We start from the raw sequence: 20667 nt of genomic DNA on the forward strand, positions 1-20667 counted from the left end.
AGACAATAAATAGGTAACGGGCTTTTTAAGGAAATGCGTTTTGTTAACGCGCTTCTTGTGTTTTTAATTGCGCTATTTTTGCTTGCTTCTTCTTGATACGAGCAAACAGACCACCCAAAATTACGATGCCACACAGTGCGTAAGTCACCATGAATGAAGTGTCACCCGCGACAAGGCCTAAATCAGAGAACGTGATATACGCGCCAAGTACCATGTACAAAATCACTGCAGAAGCTTCGAAGCGGAACTCCCAAGGTTTGATATCCATCGCTTCGTTTACTGGTAGAACGTAGTCCGTATCACGAGGGCGAACCTTACTAATCGCCAGCATGATGCCGCTACACACAACGAACAGTACCGCTAGTTGGTGAAAGAAATGAAGTTCCGCCAATGGCTTTAGTGGCCCTAGATAGTCGTGCATTGCTGCTGGTGTGAACTGCACAATACCGTAAGCCATTACGAAGACTGCCAGTGACACCTTCGCCGCCAGCGCTGGAACACGCTTGGTGATGTAGCCCATGAATACGATAGTGAAGATTGGCACACTGAATAGACCTGCTAGACGTTGTAGCAAATCGAACAGACCGTTAGGCGCAAACATGATGAACGGTGCAATACCCACAGACAGGATTGCGATGAACAGACCAAACGAGCGCCCTTTGTTTACTAACTGTTCATCAGAAAGCTTGTTCTCTTTGTCAAACAAAGGCTTGTAAACGTTAAGAGTAAATAGCGTTGTTGATGAGTTCAGTACGCCATTAAACGTCGATAAGATTGCACCAAACATCGCTGCTAGGAAGAAACCAACCAGTGGCTTGGGCAGTACCTCGTTTACTAAACGAGTGTACATAGTATCTGCTTCGTAGCTCTGACCTGCTGCATCAGTCGTACCAAACATATGATAAGCAATGATGCCTGGGATGATTAGAAATAGAGGAGTGATAACCTTAACCGCACCCGCCAGAATTACACCCTTTTGACCTTCTTTTAGGTTCTTAGCGCCAAGAGCTCGCTGGATGATTGCTTGATCCGTACCCCAGTAATAGAGGTTTACTAACAGTAGACCTGTAAACATTGTTGAGAACGGTACGTTTGGATCATCTTCTGCACCCACCGCTTGTAGCTTGTCCGTTGCATTGGTAGTAATGACATCGACACCTTCCATGAAGCTACCGTCACCAAGAACAATTAACCCGAAGATTGGGATCATAAGACCACCTACAATCAGGCCAACACCGTTTAGGGTATCTGCGATGACGACTGCTTTCAGACCACCGTAAATCGCGTAGAACAGCCCGAGGAAACCGATGATTGATGCAATAAGCAAAATCGCCTGAAAACGGCTTATACCCAGCATAGTTTCTATATCGAAAATTCCACCAATAACCATTGCGCCTGCATACAGGGTATTTGGCAATAAGTTGATGATGTAACTCAATAGAAATAGAACCGTAACAAACTGCTTAACAGACAGGTCGTAACGAGATTCTAAGAAATCTGGAATCGTTGTAATACCCTGCTTTAGGTAGCGTGGTACCAGGAAGAGAGCAATGATGATCAGTGTAATACCTGATGCAACTTCGTAGCCCATCACAGACATGTTTCCTTTAAACGACAGAGCGCTCATCCCAACAAAGCTGGTTGCAGAAAGGTTGGTTAGGATAAGTGAACTTGCAATAAGGCCACCCGTCAGGCTTCTACCTCCGAGGAAAAAACCATCTTTTGAATCATTTTTCTGATTCTTCACACGCGACCAGGTGAATAACACCACGAAGCCTGTGAAGAAAAAGAATGACAGTAGGATTGTCATTGGCATAATTTTGTCCTTACTTATTGGATCTTAATATTAATTTTCGTGTTAAAGACAAGGATGCAAATCGGCTTTATCATCGCATCCTTGCCATGTTTTCTGTGGTTCTTAGATTTTTTGTAGGTGTACGATCAACGCAGATTCAGGGTCTAGAATTGGTAGAGTTAAACCAATCTCTTTCAGGTTGTCGCCGCTCAGGGTGAGTGTTTGGTCCAGCCACTTAGGACGCTGTTTCATTAATTGAAAACTGGTTTGTGGCATCTCGACTAACTTCACTTGATATTTCGCATGAACGTCGGCGCAGCTAATGCGCAGTGGTGAAGGTAGTGCATGATCAGGCATCGCTAATTGGCAAACGGTGATTAGCATTTCATCATCGCTCTCTACACCATAAATGTTCTGATTCTTATCCGCAGGATCGATGCGGAAGCTGCGACCGCCGTGTAATAGATGGCGATATTTCTTATGCAAGGCAATATAGCGAGAGAACGCCTCTTTCTCTTCCTTAGACTCTTTAACAGGGTCAAGCTCAACGCCCATGTGACCACCCAATGCTGTTACACCGCGCATGTTGATACCGTGACGGCGATTAGTAGAGTGACATTCGTATGGGCCGATGTGGGCTCCCATTACTTCCGGCGGGAAGAAGTAACTCATGCCTTTCTGAATCGTCTGGCGTTCAAGCGCATCGTTACAATCCGACGCCCAGAAACGCTGGGTGCGCTTAAGGATTTCGAAGTCAATACGCCCACCACCTGAAGAACAAGATTCAATCTCGACTTCTGGGTGCGCTTTATTCAACTCATCCACTAAACGGTACAGTGCGTGAGTTTGACCATGTACAGCAGGACGACCTTCATGACCAGGCTGAACCAACTCTCGGTTCATGTCCCACTTGAGGTAAGTAATGTTGTAGCGAGCCAGCAGTTCATTAAGACGTTCAAACAAGTAGTTGAAACAATCTTCGTTCTGTAGATCAAGTACGTACTGCCAGCGACCTGATGGTTGATGATAACCTTGTAGGCCTAGCACCCAATCAGAATGGTTGCGGTATAAGTTCGAGTCTTGGCTTACCATTTCAGGCTCAACCCAAAGACCAAACTCCATACCTTGTTGGTTCACGTGAGCAATCACAGGCTCCAAACCATTGGGATATTTCATTTCATCTAGGTACCAATCACCCAGTGCTGCTCGCTCACCATCACGGCCGATGAACCAACCATCATCAATAATAAAGCGCTCTACGCCCATTTCAGCCGCTTCAGTTGCCATCTGCATTATGTAGTCTGGTTTATGGTCAAAGTAGATGCCTTCCCATGTATTTAGATGTACTGGGCGTGGCTTACTGACAGAAAACTTCACTATGTTCTCTCGGACAAACTGCTGGAAACGTTGTGAGATACCATTTAGACCTGAGTTGCTGTAACAACCGTACAGCCAAGGAGTTTGATACTCAGATCCCGGCTCAAGAATAGACTCCCCGGAAAGTAGAAGCTCACCGGCTTGAACGAAGCGGCGACCATCACTTCGCACATCTGCACGCATCTGATGGTTGCCACTCCAACCAAGGTGAAAGCCCCACACCTGGCCAAGCTGTTCGCTAAAACCATTTGTCCCGAGAAATAGTCCTGGAAAGTTTTCATGTGATGTGCGGCCACGACGGTTCTCTTGCATGAAGCCGCCATGCTCGAATCGTTGACGCTGGGTTTGAAACTCATGACACCAGCGACCATGGAACGTCATTAGTTCGTTAGCGTGATTGGGCAAAGGTAGAGTGGAAGAGAGTTTACCTAGGTAATACTTACTATCACCTAAGTTTTTAACACTAACGCGCTTTTGAACCACGTCAGTATCAAAATTTAGCTTCAGTTCAACCGTCAACTCAAGCTTCGCAGTCTCGTCGGCCATAACAAATACTGCTTGGTTGTCTTCAACCTGAGTTGATGTCAGCTTGAACACTGGAGCCCAGTCATAACCATCACGGTGGCCTTCAATACCAGGGGCATTAAAGTGACCACTACCCAACTCGGGACAGAGTGATAGTGGTACATCAACGTCTAAACGAGCCTGAGAGATCGGACGCTCTGTCGATAGCAAAAGGTCTTCATCGATCTGCGCGATCTTTGCACCCCAGTGAAGAATTTCTGGCACTCGGTCTGTTTTGATAATCAGACTGTGATTACAACTTTGTAGATGGACAAACTTACTCATGACCTGTTCAACCCTTCTGTTTCAAACGTAGTTTATTTTTTGTTTTCGTAAACATTTAGCGGACCCCATCTTGCTCCAATCAATCCAATTTTGTAGCCAAAATACGATTAAACGTGATCTAAATCCCGTGAAATAACGGTGTTATTTGCACTAGATCTCTTTGTTTTCGGAAACAATAATGTATGTTATTCAAGACATTTTTTACTTGGATTAAAACATCATGACCGTAACCTTCAAAGATGTGGCGAAACTGGCTGGCGTCTCAACTCAAACCGTTTCTCGTGTCACCAATGGCTCAGAGAATGTGGCGGAAAAAACCAGAAAGAAGGTAAACCAAGCGATTAAGCAACTGGGCTACGTGCCAAATAAAGGTGCTCAGATGCTTAGCCGGGCAAAGTCGAAAAACATCGGTTTGGTTACGTTGGATATGGCGTTACATGGTGCAGCTTTGATTGCCAACGGTGTTCGCCACATGGCGCATGACTTAGATTGCGGCACTGCAATCTCTGTCGTCTCTGAGCCGACACTAATCAATGTTCAAGAGGCAATCAGAGAGCTTATTGCTCAGCAGGTAGAGGGGGTAGTGCTTAATGTACCTCTAACTAGTGAAAATGCGCTGAAGCTTGAGGAGCAATTCCAAAGCCTCAAGCTGGTATTTATTGATGTTCCAGAAGCTACGCCAGTCCACTTCGTTCATGGCGCTCATGCTGAAGGGGCTGAACAAGCCGCTGCTCACTTAATTGAACGAGGCCGAGATACTTTTTTGCTGATTACAGGCCCGAAAAACTCGAGTGCATCGCAAGTACGCCTAGAGAGCTGGTTAAAGATCATAAAGCAAGAGAACAAACAGATCGCTTGGCAGTACACTGGGGATTGGCAGGCACAAAGTGGTTACTTAGCGATACGTGAAGCCTTTGCTCAAAACAAACAGTTTGATGCGGTGTTGGTTGCCAGTGACCAAATGGCGCTTGGCGCATTGCGAGCCTTGTATGAACTAAACATTCGAGTGCCAGAACAAGTAGCCGTGGTGGGTTTTGATGGCATTGAAGACAGCGCATACTTCACTCCTCCGCTTACAACCATCAAACAGGATTTCGAAGAGATTGGCAGGCAAGCGATCCTTCAAGCAATGAAGCTTATCGAACTTGGCATTCAACCGAACATTGAATTGCATCAGCACCATGTGCCTGTTGAGTTAATTAAACGCAGAAGTAGCGAAAAAAAAGAAACGTCCAGCTACAACAAACACAAAATTCAACAACTATTACGCCAAGTAGAAGAGATGCTACCGAAGGAAATTTGATGTCTTTTGATAATAAAGTGTAACGACAGCTCAAACCATCAAAGAGCCCTACCATCTCCCGATAAAATGGTAGGACTTTCAACGTTAATTCAAAATTCTACGGTTCTAGGCTAGAGAAAAACAAGGCTTCTCAATTTTCGTCTTACTAGGCGCCGCTACCGTTTTTATGTTTATCAGGTGCTTTGGTCCAACATTCTCAGACACAGAGTTACCACCCCACGATCCGCAACCAAGTGTTAGCGATGGTGGAATAGTACTGTTGTAAAGCCCCCCAATTGCACCTTGTGAACTTGGCGTGTTGATAACGATGCGTACAGCTTTAATAGCTTTGCTAAAGTGAACCATGTCATCAGAGAAATTCTCATCATCGATAAACAAACTCGCGGTATGTCCAACGCCACCCATATTTAATGTTTGTACCGCCAAGTCTACGGCATGATGAAAGTCTACCGCTTTAACCAGGCCAAGTACCGGTGATAACTTCTCTTTCATAAACACGTCTTGATCACCCAAGCCACTTTCCACTTCACCGATCAACACCTTGGTTGATGGAGGAACAGAAACCCCTGCCAAGCCAGCAATAATCTCTGCTGATTGACCGACGATGTTGCTGTTTAGTCGACCATCTACTGACAATACACCTCTGACATCATCCGCTTCGGTTGGATTGAGCATTTTGCACTGTCTGTCGACAAAGCATTGCTTTACCTCATCATACACAGCGGCATCAACGATAATGACTTGCTCAGATGCACACACCACACCATTATCAAAGGTTTTTGATTCTAGTATCGAGTCAACCGCTTTCTGAAGATCTGCTGACTCATGGATAATGCAAGGGACATTTCCCGAGCCAACACCGATAGCAGGTTTTCCAGAAGAGTATGCTGACTTGACCATATCGGCACCACCTGTCGCTAGGATCAAGCTGATGTCCTCATGTCTCATAAGGCCCAGAGAATCTTCTCTGCTCGGCTGATCTAACCACGCAATAATATCCTTCGGCGCACCAGCTTTAACAGCAGCGTCTAGCACTTTTTTCGCAGCCTCACAGGTTGACTTTGCCGCCCTTGGATGTGGAGAGAAAATGATACCGTTTCGGGTTTTTAGTGAAAGAAGGGACTTAAAGATAGCGGTCGAAGTCGGATTTGTCGTTGGAATAATTCCGCAAAGTACGCCCATTGGTTCAGCGACGGTCAAGTAGCTCTCTTCTGTATTTCGCTCAATAATGTCACATGTTTTCAGTGTCTTGTACTCGTTATAGACATATAGAGAAGCAAACTGATTCTTAGTGACTTTATCTTTGACTACACCCAGTTTTGTCTCTTCTACGGCAAGCTCTGCCAACTCTAAACTTGCATCAAAGGCAGCGATACTTGCCGCTCTGAATATTCGGTCTACCTGCTCTTGTGAAAAAGACGCATAAACACTTTGTGCATCCTTGACCCGTTCAATTACGTCAACCAACGAATTGTTAATTTCTAAGCTCATTTTTATTCATCCTGAATTATTTTTTTAATATTGCCATACATAATGGCGACAAAAGACTAACAATCAGGTTGCATAATAACAATACAAATCCAACTAAAGGGAAAGCTATAAAAGCCCTAAATTGGTGCAAAGTGATACAGAAAACGACCATCTTTGGAAGAAAAGTCACATTTATTCTATTTAGCCAATTTGTATTACAATACAACGAACCATTTAGACAACTCATTGCATATGAGGGATATACGAGAAAAACTGTTTCTTTGAGCCAAGATTTTCCTAAAAAAAGTTGCAGTGCAACATTCGTTACAATTACTTACATTTTGTGTGGAATTGTCTATTCGACTGCAAGTAATTATTTCTTCCTTCGACACAATAAGACCGACTAACAAGTCACTTATGACATAAATCAAGATTTTCAATAGCTCTAAAAAAACGACTATTTCTGTAAAACTAGCGCTAGTTTGAGCATTAACTCTATTGATAGTCTGCACTAAGAACATAAAGAAAGGTCGGTCCTACGACCCAATTTGATAATTTTTAGAGTTAAACGAGGTAGAACATGTCTAACGCATTCTATATTCCATCTTTGAACCTTATGGGTGCTGGTTGCCTAGCTGACGCAGTGAAAACGATTGAAAGCCACGGTTTTCAAAAAGCCCTGATTGTGACAGACGGCGTTCTAAACAAAATTGGTGCAGTCAACAAGCTAACAACGCTATTGGATGAAGCGCAGGTTGCTGCTGTGGTTTATGACGAAACGAAACCAAACCCAACCATCGAGAACGTGAACGACGGTCTTGCTCTTCTTAAAGAGCACGGCTGTGATTGTGTTATCTCATTCGGTGGCGGCTCACCGCACGACTGTGCAAAAGGCATTGCGCTTCTTGCAACAAACGGCGGCGAAATCAAAGATTACGAAGGCGTGGATGTTTCCAAAAAGCCTCAGCTGCCTCTTATTGCTATCAATACAACGGCTGGTACAGCATCAGAGATGACTCGCTTCTGCATCATCACTGACGAAGCTCGTCACATTAAGATGGCTATCGTGGACAAAAACGTCACGCCAATTATCTCAGTGAATGACCCAGAGCTAATGCTAGCGAAACCAGCTTCACTTACAGCAGCAACCGGTATGGACGCACTGACTCACGCTATCGAAGCGTACGTGTCTATCGCAGCAACACCTGTTACCGATGCATCCGCTATCAAAGCTATTGAAATGATTCAAGCCAACCTGCGTGAAGCGGTTGCAAACGGTGACAACCTAGAAGCACGTGACAACATGGCGTACGCGCAGTTTATGGCTGGTATGGCGTTTAACAATGCCTCCCTTGGTTATGTTCACGCTATTGCTCACCAGTTGGGTGGTTTCTACGACCTGCCACACGGTGTTTGTAATGCAGTACTGCTGCCACACGTTCAGCAGTACAACGCACAAGTTGCACCAGCACGCCTAGCTGACGTGGCTCGCGCGATGGGTGTGGACACAGCTAGCATGAGCGATGAGCAGGCAGCTAACGCAGGTCTAGACGCTATCCGCCAGCTATCGAAAGACGTAAACATTCCAGCGGGTCTAGAAGAGCTTGGTGTCAAGCGCGACGATTTCGACGTACTTGCAGAAAACGCTCTGAAAGATGCATGTGGTTTCACTAACCCGAAACAAGCAACCCATGACGAAATTGTTGGCATTCTAGCAGCGGCTCTATAACGAATTTAGAAAACTCTAGTTTCGAGTAAAATCCCAAAACTGCAGGTCAATCGTTTGCCTGCAGTTTTGTTTTATAAATGGCGAGGGTTTAACTAGCACAGATCAATGTCGTGCTATTTTCTCCTGTCTATTATGGGATTCACCACCGTAATAGGAGTAAAACGCCACACATGCACACGTTGAGCAACTTTAGTCGCATCGCAGAGCGAGAGTATGCATTGAACGCAGGTCAGATCAATTTACTCTATTACGATCTCCCGAAAGACTTTCACGACGAATATCGCTCCTATGAAGCCCCTCGCCTGTGCACCATCCTAGAGGGCACCAAATCGGTCAGAGTTAACCAATCTGAGGCATTTGATTATCAAAGTGATGAGTTCGTCTTATTGCCACCGAATTCAAACATTCACATGAAGATGCCGGAGTACACCAAGGCCTTGGTGTACGAGTTCAATGAACCGCTCATCGAGAAGGTCGCACAGCGAGTTTCTGACTGCCTAGAGTTCGACACCGCACAATCGTTAGATCCACAGAGCTTTGTCGTTAATCCCATTGAGAAGCGGGTTGACGCCCTGCATGAGAGAATGCAAGAAATTCTGCGTGAGCAAGAAGCTGGAATGGACTTTCTGATTGAACTCACGGGGCAAGAGTTAGTGTTTGAGCTACTTCGAAAAAACGCCTGTCACAACATCATCAACGGCAATCAATCACACCCTATTAAGCGTGCAATTCGTCTTATGAGTTCACAAGAAGGCATGCAGCTATCCTTGTCTCAAGTCGCAGAAGAGGTGGGGATGTCGCTTTCCAGTTTCTCACAGAAGTTCAAATTGATGACGGAACAGAATCCAAAACAGTACTTAACGCAGCTGCGCTTAAAGGCGGCAAAGCGACACTTAACCTCGATGTCTGTGACCGACGCTGCCTATGAAACGGGCTACGACAATATCTCGCACTTTATTCGATTGTTCAAAGGTGAGTTTGGGCAGACGCCCAAGCAATTTCAGCGATCTTTAACACATCTCAATTGATCTCAGGTGCAAACGATTCACTCAAGAGTCGTTTATTCACTAGAATCATCTGAAAGCAATAGTTATTGAATGTAAGGCTATATTTCACCACACACCCATCTGGTCTATACCTAAGTAACTTATTATTGTTTTACTTTACAGTGGGTTACAACGTGGCAAGTAGAAAGCTGAGAAACACTGGGCCTGTTGCAGTGAAATAAATCCGACACATAAGCTCTAAAAAACTGTCATTAATGGACATTACTCTCCAACGCAATTTTTTCAATGTAGAGAGTAACTTAATGTCGTTATTACCACATACTCCTCCAATGAGGAGTATGCTTTCGATCAGTTTGGTCTCGGCGCTTTTGGTGGGTTGTAACACCAATACCGAAGACCGTGATTATGTCGATGGCACACCAGGTCGAGAAGACTTCGTACCTAACATTATTGAGGTACCGAGTGACTTAGTCGATAGAATCAAACCAGCCATTCCTCCCCGTGTCATGGACGTTACCGCCCATCCTAATGAGCAAGAGCCAACAGAAATTACCGACTACCACGAGTATCACGTGAACGACGACCTAACACTGACTCGCGGACTGCTAAATCACACTCGTGACTCTGCCATCATGACAATGGATTTTCGAAATGGCTCAGGAATCGAACTGGTGCCCATCGAACGCTCTACCGGTCAGTTCAGCATGGAAACGACCACAGATTCCGTGAACTACCGAATTGACCAAGGCGACAATATCATTGGCGCCATCAACGCAGACCCATACAACATGGTCAACGGTTGGAACCTAGGCGTTGTCACGATTGATGGCCAAAACTTTACCGGTTGGAATGTATCCAGTGAGGCCGTGATTATTGTTAATCACGATGACTCACTGGAAATTTGGGAAAACACTCCCGAGTTTGAACTGACGTGGGGTATCAATAAGCAGTATCAGGGTCTTGTCTCCAACGTCTTCTATTTCGATAAAGAAGGCTATACCAACCACAGTTATAGTCAGGATAACGGTAGCTTAAACGTTTACCCGGGTGATCGTTATCGTGGCACCGTCGACCTAACGCAAAGCTACGGAGCTTTGGTTAAGCCCCAAATCAACGATGTATCGATTACTGCTAACGATGATGGTTCAGCTATCGCGCAGTTCGCACCGTTCGAAGGCGAGATTGTTGAAGTAGTCAGTGGTGAACGCAACTATACCGTTCCTTCAGGTCATGTCTTGGTAACAACGGAAGAAGAACAGCTGTTTGTTGGCGACCATATTTCAACATCTTTCCATACCGAAGATCCGCGTTGGTCAGACGTTAAACATGCACTCGGAGCTGGCTTTAGAAATGTCATGTTGGTTAAAGATGGCCAATTGCACACAGATAACAACGAAGAAGCAATCAGTGGACGTACCGCTTTTGGTATCAAAGCGGATGGTACTGGCTTTTTCTTAGTTGCTGACAAACCAATTGGTACATTTAGTGATGGCATCACGCTGAAAAAGCTTGGTCAAATTATGCAAGCATACGGCGCAGTTGATGCGGTAAACCTCGATGGTGGTGGTTCTACAACCATGACCATGCGTATGCCTGGAGAGCGATACAATCATGTTATCAACGTACCATCAGATGGTTTGGAGCGTGTAGTTGCCTCTAAGTGGGGCTTAAAGCTCGACCCTTTGAAAGCCTCTTATAACGACGGTATCGCCGTTTTCCCGAAAGAGATGACAATTCTAGCGGGCACAACTTACCGCCGCTTCAAAGCCGTAGGCTATGACGGTGACTCACTTCATGAGTCTGGCGAGTCTGTTGAATTCGGTATCAACGATTCTGCTATCGGTCTTATTGATGTCCGCTCTGGTGCATTTAAAGCCGCGTCAAGCGAAGCTGAAGGCTTTATCGTTGCAAACCTTGGTGAGAATCCTTTAAACCAAGATCACTTGAAAGGCGTAGCGAAAGTTAGCGTCGTCACACATATCGACGAAATGTACTTTGGAAGTGACAAGATTACGCTGGGTCGCGGCGAGTCAACACCAATACTGCCAACGCTCATTTCTGGCGACAAGGTAGTCACCTATGAGCCCGCGTCTCTTAGCTATGAGCTTAGTAATACTCACAGTGGTCGAGTCGACCCTGAAACGGGCATCTTCTATGCGGCTGATGTTCAAGGTGGCGAAGTCTCTGTAACCGTTATCTACAAAAAAGGTAAAGAATCACTATCTGCGAACATCGACATCAGTATTGGTCTGCCGCCGATAGTGATCGAAGACTTTGAGGGGGATATTTCTCATTTCACCGCAACGGGTGCACGCGCTCGATTGGTTGAAATTGAGCAAGTCGATTCACCTGTTTTTGATGGTGACTATTCTCTAGAACTCTCATGGGAAGCTGATTCAGCGCAACCAGGAACCTTCGGCGCTTACCTTGTCGATGAGCATAAAATTACTGAATTGCCAGGCTACCCTCGCCAACTTGGTGTGAATGTTTATATTCCAGAAGAGTTAGCAGGAAAAGTCTGGTGGGTACGCGGACAACTCCGTGATGGTGAGGGCGCTGCGGTTGGCATCAACTACAACAACGAAGGTGAAGCACTGCCAAACCGCGGTTGGCACTTTATGACCGCAGATATCCCACAAGGTTTACCTGAGCCATTGACGTTCGATCAACCATTCCGATTCCTAGTGCTTCAGACGGCAGAGCGAATTGATACTAGTGTTGTATTGGACAACTTTACTGCCATTTACGATCTCGATACTGACCTAGCGGGTCCATCAGTCATCGTGACTCCGGCTGAAAACGAAACCATCAACAGTAAAAACACCACGCTTCGTCTGCAAGTATTTGACCCATCAGGTATAGACTTCGACCATATTGAACTTTCACTGAATGGCGAACCAATAAGTGATGCGGAGATCCAAAACAACGGTGAAGACGCTTTCTGGGTCGAGCTAAATAACCTTGATGATGGCTGGCAACGCATTGACTATCGAGTGTTCGATAAACTTGGCAATGCTTCGGCAGGCGACACGCTATTCAACGTAGACACCGGTGATTCTCGCATCTTTATTGGTGGCGAGCATGACGTCATTTTTGCAGGCGGTACCTTTAACCTACCAGTGGAAGTGGTGAAGCCAGAGACATTCCGAAACTTCACATTAACGCTGAACTACGACACAACTAAAACGTCACTTAACGTACTCGCGGAAGATATGGAGTTCGACAACGTCACTGAGTATCCAGGTTTCTGGCAAGGCACATTCAGCGGCTTCTCTGAGAACGTACATACGTTAGCGCAGATAGAGCTTACTGTTGATGGATACGTGCAAAATAGTGCGGCATCACTGGTTGTCAGTGGTGAGCTAGATGGCAAAGACTTCAACTATCCAGTATTGAAGAAAGACATCGGCGGCAAGTTCGTTGTCATGCAAGATCATGTCATTGCCAACCAACAAACGCGCATCTTCATTGCCGATGCCAATGGTGAAGCCGCACCGGGCGTCGATGTTGAGCGAGTCTACTATGACGTTGCGAACGATGAAGTGATCGGCACCGAAGCTATCGGCACAACCGATGACTATGGCTTGGTTCGCTATCTACCAAGAGATGAAGACGACTCTAGTGTGGAACTCATTCTTCGCGCTTATGATCACGACGGCGCATCGTTGATGTCAACGGTTATGTCGCTAACTGAGCAGCTTAGTACAGCGCCTCGCCATGTGTTCTTTACACCGGGTGTTGATTCGAGTGAAGTACAGGTGACATGGTTTACCGATACAGCGATGGATGCAACTTATGCGTACTACGGCAAGAATGGTAGCCCTAATCAGCACGCGTCGATGACGGAATCGGAGATCCTGCCGTTCTTCTATGGTCCAGAATCCGGCGTTGTTCGCGTGCATCACGCTACCTTTACTGGATTGGAGCCGAATACGGAGTACAGCTATTACGTTGCCAATGACTTTGCTCGCAGTGAAACCTTCACGTTCCGCACCGACCGTCAGGATGATGAGGTTCGTATCCATCTGTTTGGTGACACTCAAACGACCAATGATTACAACGAAAACCACGGTTCACCGTTGGTCAGCGAAATCTTTGACAAGATGAGCGCTCAGCTTCCAAACCCTGATCTCATCATGCACGTGGGTGACCTTACCGAGGATATGAGTGATTACCAACTGGTACGTCAATTCTTAGAAGCACTGGAAGGACAAGGCCGATTTGGCTCGGTGATGTTTGTTCCGACTATGGGTAATCATGAGGTCTATAACGAGGGTCGATACAAGTACGAGTCTATCTTCAAATCGCCAGCTAATGGTCCATTCGAAGCTCCGAACAAACAATCTGTGTACAGCTTTGATTACGGTAATGCGCGCATCGCTGTCGTCAACACAGAACTGTTCACCGATGAAGAGTGGCAGAACATGATGAACTGGCTTGAGGACGATATGGCCTCTTCAGATCAAACTTGGAAAGTTCTGATGTTGCACCGTCCACCTTACGAGGGCAACAAAGATTCAGGCAACGAATGGTCGAAACGCTATGTGCCATCTGCTGTCGACAGAGCGGGCATCGACCTAGTTGTTGCTGGACACGACCATATGTACTCGCGAAGCGTTACTATGGCAGGCGACAGACCAAATCCATCAGGCGCAACGTATCTCATCGCAGGCTCAGCTTCCATGAAGTTCTACGATGCCGATTTTGGTGGCATTGTGCCTTTTGCTGATGTGCTTTACGACGAGAATGTTCATACCTACACAACACTGCATATCCAAGGCGAGCAAATGGAAGTGCAAACGCGCAATATGAATGGTCAGCTTATTGATCGAGTGACATTAACCACACGTGAAAGTCGCGGTTTTTAAGGAGCACATACGATGAAAAAGAATACTATTGCACTAAGTGTACTATCTATAATGCTTCTCGCTGGATGTAACGAAACCGAGTATAGGGATAACCCGATTCCGGTCGACGCCAACACGCGAGGCTTTTGGACACTGTCTTCCACTGAAGATTGCGAGCTATCAGACTACTGCTACGTTGATTACAGCGAATACAACAGCAAGCTGTATCCAATAGACAGCGGTGACAGAATGCTGACTGCTCCCGAGGCTAAAAATGCAGAGGTATCTGTGTCAGGACGCCTTGAGAATGCGATCAAGTTGGTGCCTTTTATGGACGACCAAGGTCAGATGGAAGGCCAACCCCGCTTGCAAACCGATCAGTATAGCGATTTTGAATCACGTCCTTTAGGAGACGAGTTTACTATCCAGATTAGAGCAACTGGGGAGGAAGGTTCCATTCTTTCATTATGGAATGATGACGGTTTGGGTTTGCATCTGGAAATCATTGATGATGTCTTTATGGCAACCTTTGAACAGCACCAACGTAAACTGTTCACCAACATAAAAGATGCTGATTTTCATGAACTCATGCTTCGCTCTGATGGAACGACAGTAACCTTGACTCATGCTTGTGAGCAAGTTGCTGAGTTTACTCGAACACCGGGTCAGCCCATCCTAAGCAGTGCACCTTTAAAGCTAACAGCCTATGAGATGCGCGGCGGTTACACGGAAGCAAGTCAGTACATTGGAGCTATCGATATGATTCGAATCTCGGATCGCTTTGAATCCAACGTATTCTGCTAGTCAGAGACTTTGGTCTACTAAAAACGGCTCCCTAGGGAGCCGTTGTTTTACTTGATTCTTGCTCAGCCTCATCAGCACGGCGTCTCGCGTTAGGTCCTAGTCTGCGAAACTCGAACCACAACCACATCGAGGCAGCGCCAATCAGGTAAGCCATGATAAAACTGCGATCATCCATGACACACATCGAGACGATTTCTAGTGTGTCTTCCACGATCTCACCTCATTAGAAGTAGTAGTTAGCTTGCAACCAACCTGTGGTGTCTTTCTTCATAGACTTAGTTTCAGCGGTATGTTCGACTTTAAAACCCACTGAGACCACGTCGGTCAGCATGTAGCCACCACCCACTTCTACTTGAGGTACCCACTCTTTCGCCTGTTGGACGTAAGTAGACTTAGGGTTGGCATAGAGCCAGTGGCCAGCATCAAAAGCATACATTCCGTACAGACCAGCTTGATATACCGTTGACTTAAACGTCTCTTTGCCCGCTTCATCCGCAGACGTTCGACCTACGGAAAGCATAGGGAAAAGCATTACGTTATCGGTAATCTGGAACTTGTAGATCATCCCAGCTAATGCTGTTGTACTGTTGCGATCTCCTAATACATCTACGCTAAAGCCCAGCCCATCAGTAACATGGAAATAGCGGCCACGGTAGTTATAGTCAATTTTGCCGTCGGCAGTTTTCTTGTCCGCAACACCAAGGTCAAGTTGGAAGATATTGCTACCAATACCCAGCATGCCATTAAGCTGAGTCGCGTCACCCGAGCGAGATACACCAAGCGTCGAGAATGACGCAGTAGGATCGCCGTAGTTGATATCCTCAGCATCAGCTTGAGTAGAGTTTGACGCCCATGCGCCTGCAGTCAGCGCACAAAGCGCCATACTAAGTATCGTTTTTTTCATGATATTACCTAATCAAGAAAAGTCCGTTTAATTAGGTCATCCGTGGTCATTAAAGCCTATGGTCAAGTTGCCATGTATATTGACGTTGTTTTCTTGCGCTGACTTTAGGGAGTTACTAGAAATGACTCAAAGCGGGTAATATTCAAATTTCGAATAGTTGGCGCTGCATGCGTTGATAATAAAGGCGTGGAGGAAAGTCCTCACCGAGCGACAGTTTCTGTGCTCGGTGAGGTTTATTGCGGGCAATTAGCTAGATGGAGAGTTTTCAGGTTGACCACTTTTAGCTGGGAAGTACAAGCGCTTGAGTTTAGTCAATACCTTGCCGATATCCTCTAGCATCACATACAAACAAGGCACGGCGATAAGGGTAACTACCGTGGCGTACATCACCGCGAACCCAAGAGCTACGGCCATTGGTTTAACGAATGCGGCTTGTAAGCTGGTCTCGAACATAATTGGCAACACGCCGAAGAACGTGGTGATTGAAGTGAGGGTAATCGCCCGGAAACGCGCGCACCCTGCTTCAACCACAGCAGTTTTAGCGCAATCGCAACGCGCTTTGATTTGGTTTACATAATCGGTCATTACTAGGGAATCATTGATAACAACACCTGCCGCCGCGATTAAACCAAACGTCGACATCATCGACATATCCAAGCCATAGAAATAATGGCCCCAAATAGCGCCCGTTAAACTAAACGGAATCACAGACATAATAATGAACGGCTGAGCGTAGCTCTTAAGCGGGACAGCAAGAAGTATATAGACCGTTATCATGCCAGCAATGAAGAACACGATCTGTTCCGCTTTCTGCTTTTGCTGCTCTTCAATGGTACCACCAAGCTCTGTCGTTACGCCTGGGAACAGCGCTTTGATCTCTGGCAGCACATTGTCTTCAATGTTTTTGACCGCTTGATCCGGCTCTATCACCGACTCATCAATAGAACCATAGATATAAACTGTCCGGAAACCATTCTCACGTCGGATCTGGTTAATACCTGGCTTACTCTCGATATCGACGACATCTCCCAACATCACCTTCTTGCCAGAAGGTGTGTTAATTAGTGCATAACGCAATGATGAGAATGCCTCACGAGTGAGCTTTGGATAACGCACCATGACTCTCACTTCTTCGGTATTTCTCAATACACGTTGCGCCTCACCGCCGTAGAAGCTTCCGCCGACTTGCGCGGCCACACTAGCTAAATCTAGCCCGAGGTCGTAAGCGACAGGTTTGAGAGAAAGTTGTACTTCACGACTGCCAGTGTCCATGGATGAGCTGACATCAAATAGACCCGTTTGTAAACGAAGCTGGGAAACCAACTCCCTCCCTGCCGCATTGAGCACATCCATGTCTGGACCATACAGCAGATAACCAAATTCATCGCCCCCATCACCTCCGGTCACATTGTCATTGATAACGATCGACTTGAGGCCAACAATAGTAGGCAGTTTTTCACGCCAACGCCGCGACAGCTCAAACGCATCGACAGGGCGAACTTCTTCATCCACTAAAGGTAAGATCAACATACCTTCTGTGCGGCTTGTATTAATCGTCATCATATCTCTGATGACTGACATGCCGTACTCTTCTTCAACCTCTTTATCAACGGCGCTCACCACTTTCTCTAGCGTTAAAAGCGCATCAATCGTCTGCTCATCGGAGACGTTACTGTTCATCTCTATTTTGATGATTGGAAAATCAGAAGGAACCTTCGGGCTCGGAATCATACGAACATGCCCCGAGGTCATCATAGCAACACTTACCAGCAATATACCGACAAACCCCGCCATTACTGACCAACGCCACTCAACGCAGCGGCTCACCAAGCGTTTGTATGGTCCATTAATCAGTCGGAAGAAAGCGCGGTTGAAACGTGCCCGATAACTGTTCTCTTTGACCGGAGTAAACTTGGTATGCGCAAGGTGAGCGGGCAAAATCAGCTTGGATTCAATAAGACTGAATATTAAACAGAAGATCACCACGATAGACAGCCCATAGAAGAAGGCTTTTTCAGGTCCAGTGGAAAACAAGAATGGCACGAACACCGCTATCGTGGTTAATACACCAAAGGTCGCAGGTGTCGCTACTCTCTGCGCACCACGCACGACATTCGTTACGCCCCCACCACTCTTCTCGACTTCGGTATAGACACTTTCTCCTATCACTATGGCATCGTCGACCACGATCCCGAGCACCATAATGAAAGCAAACAGAGTGATGATGTTAATACTGACATCGAACAACGGCATCAGCATTACCGCGCCGAGAAAACACACTGGCAGCCCCACCATTACCCACATGGCTAGGCGGAAGCGCAAGAAGATAGTCAGCAACACAGCTACAAGTACTGCACCTTGCAACAGATTCTTTAGCATCATATCGAGACGGGCATTCAGGTAATACGTCATGTCCATCAGCGTATGGATTTGCACGCCATGTGGAAGCGTTTGGTTTCTCGCTTCAATATAGCGTTGCACCGTTTCGGCGACTGGGACCATGTTCTGCGTTTTGGTCGCTTTTACCGTGAGGTAAATGCCATTTTCGCCTGAGAACTTGAAGTAGTGCTGCCCCTCTGTAAACGCATCTTTGATGGTCGCAATATCGCCAAGAAGTACCTTAGAGCCATTCGCCCCTAACTTAACCGGAATCTGCCTGAACTCGTAACCATCATAGTACTGATTCTCGATGCGAATAGAGACCAAGCCTGTACTGGTTCGCACCTGACCTGCAGAGAAGTTAGCGGAATATTTTTGAATCGCAGCGACGACATCATCAAGGGTTAAATCATAGGTTCGAAGCTCATCGGGATGAATCTCGATGCCGATCTCATCGGGTGGTGAGCTTACTTCTACCAGAGACACATCATTGAGCTGCAACAGCTCTTTTTCTATCTGCTTTGATATGGTCTTGAGCTCCATCAAGGACGTATTCCCAGATAGCACCATACCAATAACGTCTTGCTTGAACTCTATCTGAGTAACCTTGATAGGCTCCATCGCCTTAGGAAAACTCGCGATCGCATCGACCCGCTGTTTTACTTTATCCAACACTTCCATCAGGTTGGCTTTCGTATCTATTTCGAGCGTTACCTGCCCACCGCCACGATACGCGTCGGTGACGGCTTTTTTGATTTCGGTAACGTCTTTTAACGACTCTTCCACTTTAATCAGTATGGTTTCTTCAATCTCTTGCGCTGATACTCCTGGGTAGGATGCCGTCACACTGATGTAGTTAATTTCAAAATTTGGGAACATCTGCCTTTGGATCAAGAAGTAACTCACCGTACCCATGATCAGCACAAACGCCATCAGCAAGTTGGCGGCGACCGAGTTATTGGCAAATAAGGCGATAATGCCGCGTTGAGTTTTGTTACTCACTGGCTTCTCCTTGCTGCGCAATTGCCTCTACTTCATCGTTAGAACGAATCACTGTCATACCAATTTGCGGGAACTCAGGCACAGTTAGCACCACCTCATCACCGTTTTCAATGCCCGAATCAATGAAGAAGTTGGCTTGCTCTTCACGCAGTACATGAACGGCTTTTGGAACGAGTTTGTCCTCTTGATCAACCACCCAGACACGCTCGTCGACCACCAACTCTTGGGGAACTTTGAACAGATTCGCAACCTCTCTACCATTGAAGCGAACCTCTACATAGGAACCAAATGGAAGCGGAGTAACGCTCGTTTTCAGGCCATAAGGATCAGCAATACGAATCACCATATTCGCCATGCGTGTTGCACTGTCTACTACGCCCAAGTCACGAACAATCTGCCCATCTCGTACCGTTTCAACACGACCCTTGGCGATGATCTCTGCCTTTACACCAACAATGTCGCGCGGTAAGAAAGGCGCATCAAAGCCAGCAATGGGCACCATGACCTCTGCATACTCAATGTTATTGATGTCAGCGACTTGCGAACCCGCCGTAATATATTGACCCACACCTATGTTACGAGAGACCACTAGCGCGTCGTACGGGGCGACAACCTCGGTATTTTCCAAATCACGCTTTGCTCGTCTCAGCCCCGCTTGCGCAGATTTGACTCTGGCTTCTGCGCTAAGAACTTGTGGAATTCGTAGGTAAAGATCAGAGACCTGAGTATCTTTGATCTTCTTCGCCTGACGCTCTGCTACGTTCGCTTTGGCGCGCTCTTCAATCAAAGTGGCCTGTGCCTGCGCTAACTCAGCCTCAGCTTGAAGTACAGCCGCTTGGTAGTCATCCTTTTCGATGGTAAATAGCACCTCGCCACGTTTTACAACACCGCCAGAAACAAAGTTAGGGTGCCAACTCGTCACCTCACCAGACACCTGTGTTGAAAGCGCTGTGCGCTCCAAAGGCACCACTTCACCAAAGCTTGAGATCTGAACCTGGTGAGCTTCTGCCTGCATGATCTGCGTCTTAACACGCGGGGTGGTATCGAGTTCTTTTTGCTCTTCAACCTCCGGAGCGGTTTCTTGAACCAACATGTAGCCCCCACCAGCGACACCGAGGATGGCGAAAGGAAGTATCCATTTAATACTGCGCTTGAACATAATTTCCCTTTTGTAGATCTCTAGTTATTGTTCTCTAGCCTC

At 46.4% G+C, this 20667-nt stretch carries 11 protein-coding genes and 1 pseudogene; 5 read left to right on the plus strand and 7 right to left on the minus strand.

Features of this window, described 5'->3' with window-relative positions:
- Positions 1-43 precede the first annotated feature (43 nt).
- Both LY387_RS17755 and LY387_RS17760 read right to left on the minus strand, forming a co-directional pair.
- Positions 44-1816: a solute:sodium symporter family transporter gene (locus LY387_RS17755; RefSeq protein ID WP_234497111.1), complete on the minus strand. Its 1773-nt coding sequence runs from the start codon at positions 1814-1816 to the stop codon at positions 44-46.
- Positions 1817-1918: 102 nt separating this feature from the next.
- Positions 1919-4021: an alpha-galactosidase gene (locus tag LY387_RS17760; protein WP_234497117.1), complete on the minus strand. Its 2103-nt coding sequence runs from the start codon at positions 4019-4021 to the stop codon at positions 1919-1921.
- Positions 4022-4241: 220 nt separating this feature from the next.
- Here LY387_RS17760 and LY387_RS17765 point away from each other — a divergent pair, with 220 nt between their 5' ends.
- Complete coding sequence (locus LY387_RS17765; protein WP_234497119.1) at positions 4242-5324, plus strand: LacI family DNA-binding transcriptional regulator; 1083 nt, start codon at positions 4242-4244, stop codon at positions 5322-5324.
- A 153-nt stretch (positions 5325-5477) separates the two neighbouring features.
- Here LY387_RS17765 and LY387_RS17770 read toward each other — a convergent pair.
- Positions 5478-6815 (minus strand): annotated as a pseudogene (locus LY387_RS17770) (aldehyde dehydrogenase family protein); the annotation flags it as partial.
- Positions 6816-7374: 559 nt separating this feature from the next.
- Here LY387_RS17770 and yiaY point away from each other — a divergent pair.
- The 4 genes from yiaY to LY387_RS17790 all read left to right on the plus strand — a co-directional run bounded on the left by yiaY (position 7375) and on the right by LY387_RS17790 (position 15181).
- Entirely contained in the window at positions 7375-8523 is a 1149-nt protein-coding gene (gene yiaY / locus LY387_RS17775; protein ID WP_234497120.1) for an L-threonine dehydrogenase, read from the plus strand.
- 170 nt (positions 8524-8693) lie between these two features.
- Positions 8694-9551 (plus strand): helix-turn-helix domain-containing protein, encoded by an 858-nt coding sequence (locus LY387_RS17780; protein ID WP_234497122.1) that lies wholly within the window; start codon positions 8694-8696, stop codon positions 9549-9551.
- A 317-nt stretch (positions 9552-9868) separates the two neighbouring features.
- Complete coding sequence (locus LY387_RS17785; RefSeq protein WP_234497124.1) at positions 9869-14398, plus strand: phosphodiester glycosidase family protein; 4530 nt, start codon at positions 9869-9871, stop codon at positions 14396-14398.
- Positions 14399-14410: 12 nt separating this feature from the next.
- On the plus strand, positions 14411-15181 hold the full coding sequence (locus LY387_RS17790) for a hypothetical protein (protein ID WP_234497125.1): 771 nt from the start codon (positions 14411-14413) through the stop codon (positions 15179-15181).
- Positions 15182-15212: 31 nt separating this feature from the next.
- Here LY387_RS17790 and LY387_RS17795 read toward each other — a convergent pair whose 3' ends face one another.
- The 4 genes from LY387_RS17795 to LY387_RS17810 form a co-directional block, all read right to left on the minus strand.
- The gene (locus tag LY387_RS17795) at positions 15213-15392 is read right to left on the minus strand and encodes a hypothetical protein (RefSeq protein WP_234497126.1); all 180 of its coding nucleotides are present in this window, start codon (positions 15390-15392) and stop codon (positions 15213-15215) included.
- Between the two features lie 12 nt (positions 15393-15404).
- On the minus strand, positions 15405-16085 hold the full coding sequence (locus LY387_RS17800; RefSeq protein ID WP_234497127.1) for a hypothetical protein: 681 nt from the start codon (positions 16083-16085) through the stop codon (positions 15405-15407).
- Positions 16086-16331: 246 nt separating this feature from the next.
- Complete coding sequence (locus LY387_RS17805) at positions 16332-19466, minus strand: efflux RND transporter permease subunit (RefSeq protein ID WP_234497129.1); 3135 nt, start codon at positions 19464-19466, stop codon at positions 16332-16334.
- Positions 19459-20628 carry an efflux RND transporter periplasmic adaptor subunit gene (locus tag LY387_RS17810; RefSeq protein ID WP_234497781.1) on the minus strand — a complete coding sequence of 390 codons (1170 nt, stop codon included), beginning with the start codon at positions 20626-20628 and terminating at the stop codon, positions 19459-19461. The genes LY387_RS17805 and LY387_RS17810 overlap by 8 nt, the downstream gene beginning before the upstream one ends.
- Positions 20629-20667 lie beyond the last annotated feature (39 nt).

The sequence above is a fragment of the Vibrio maritimus genome, assembly GCF_021441885.1.
GTDB classification, from domain to species: domain Bacteria; phylum Pseudomonadota; class Gammaproteobacteria; order Enterobacterales; family Vibrionaceae; genus Vibrio; species Vibrio maritimus_B.

Coding starts and splice junctions, on each gene's coding strand:
- LY387_RS17765 (WP_234497119.1), top strand. CDS start 4,242: ATGACCGTAACCTTCAAAGATGTGGCGAAACTGGCTGGCGTCTCAACT.
- LY387_RS17760 (WP_234497117.1), bottom strand. CDS start 4,021: ATGAGTAAGTTTGTCCATCTACAAAGTTGTAATCACAGTCTGATTATC.
- LY387_RS17780 (WP_234497122.1), top strand. CDS start 8,694: ATGCACACGTTGAGCAACTTTAGTCGCATCGCAGAGCGAGAGTATGCA.
- yiaY (WP_234497120.1), top strand. CDS start 7,375: ATGTCTAACGCATTCTATATTCCATCTTTGAACCTTATGGGTGCTGGT.
- LY387_RS17755 (WP_234497111.1), bottom strand. CDS start 1,816: ATGCCAATGACAATCCTACTGTCATTCTTTTTCTTCACAGGCTTCGTG.
- LY387_RS17790 (WP_234497125.1), top strand. CDS start 14,411: ATGAAAAAGAATACTATTGCACTAAGTGTACTATCTATAATGCTTCTC.
- LY387_RS17800 (WP_234497127.1), bottom strand. CDS start 16,085: ATGAAAAAAACGATACTTAGTATGGCGCTTTGTGCGCTGACTGCAGGC.
- LY387_RS17785 (WP_234497124.1), top strand. CDS start 9,869: ATGCTTTCGATCAGTTTGGTCTCGGCGCTTTTGGTGGGTTGTAACACC.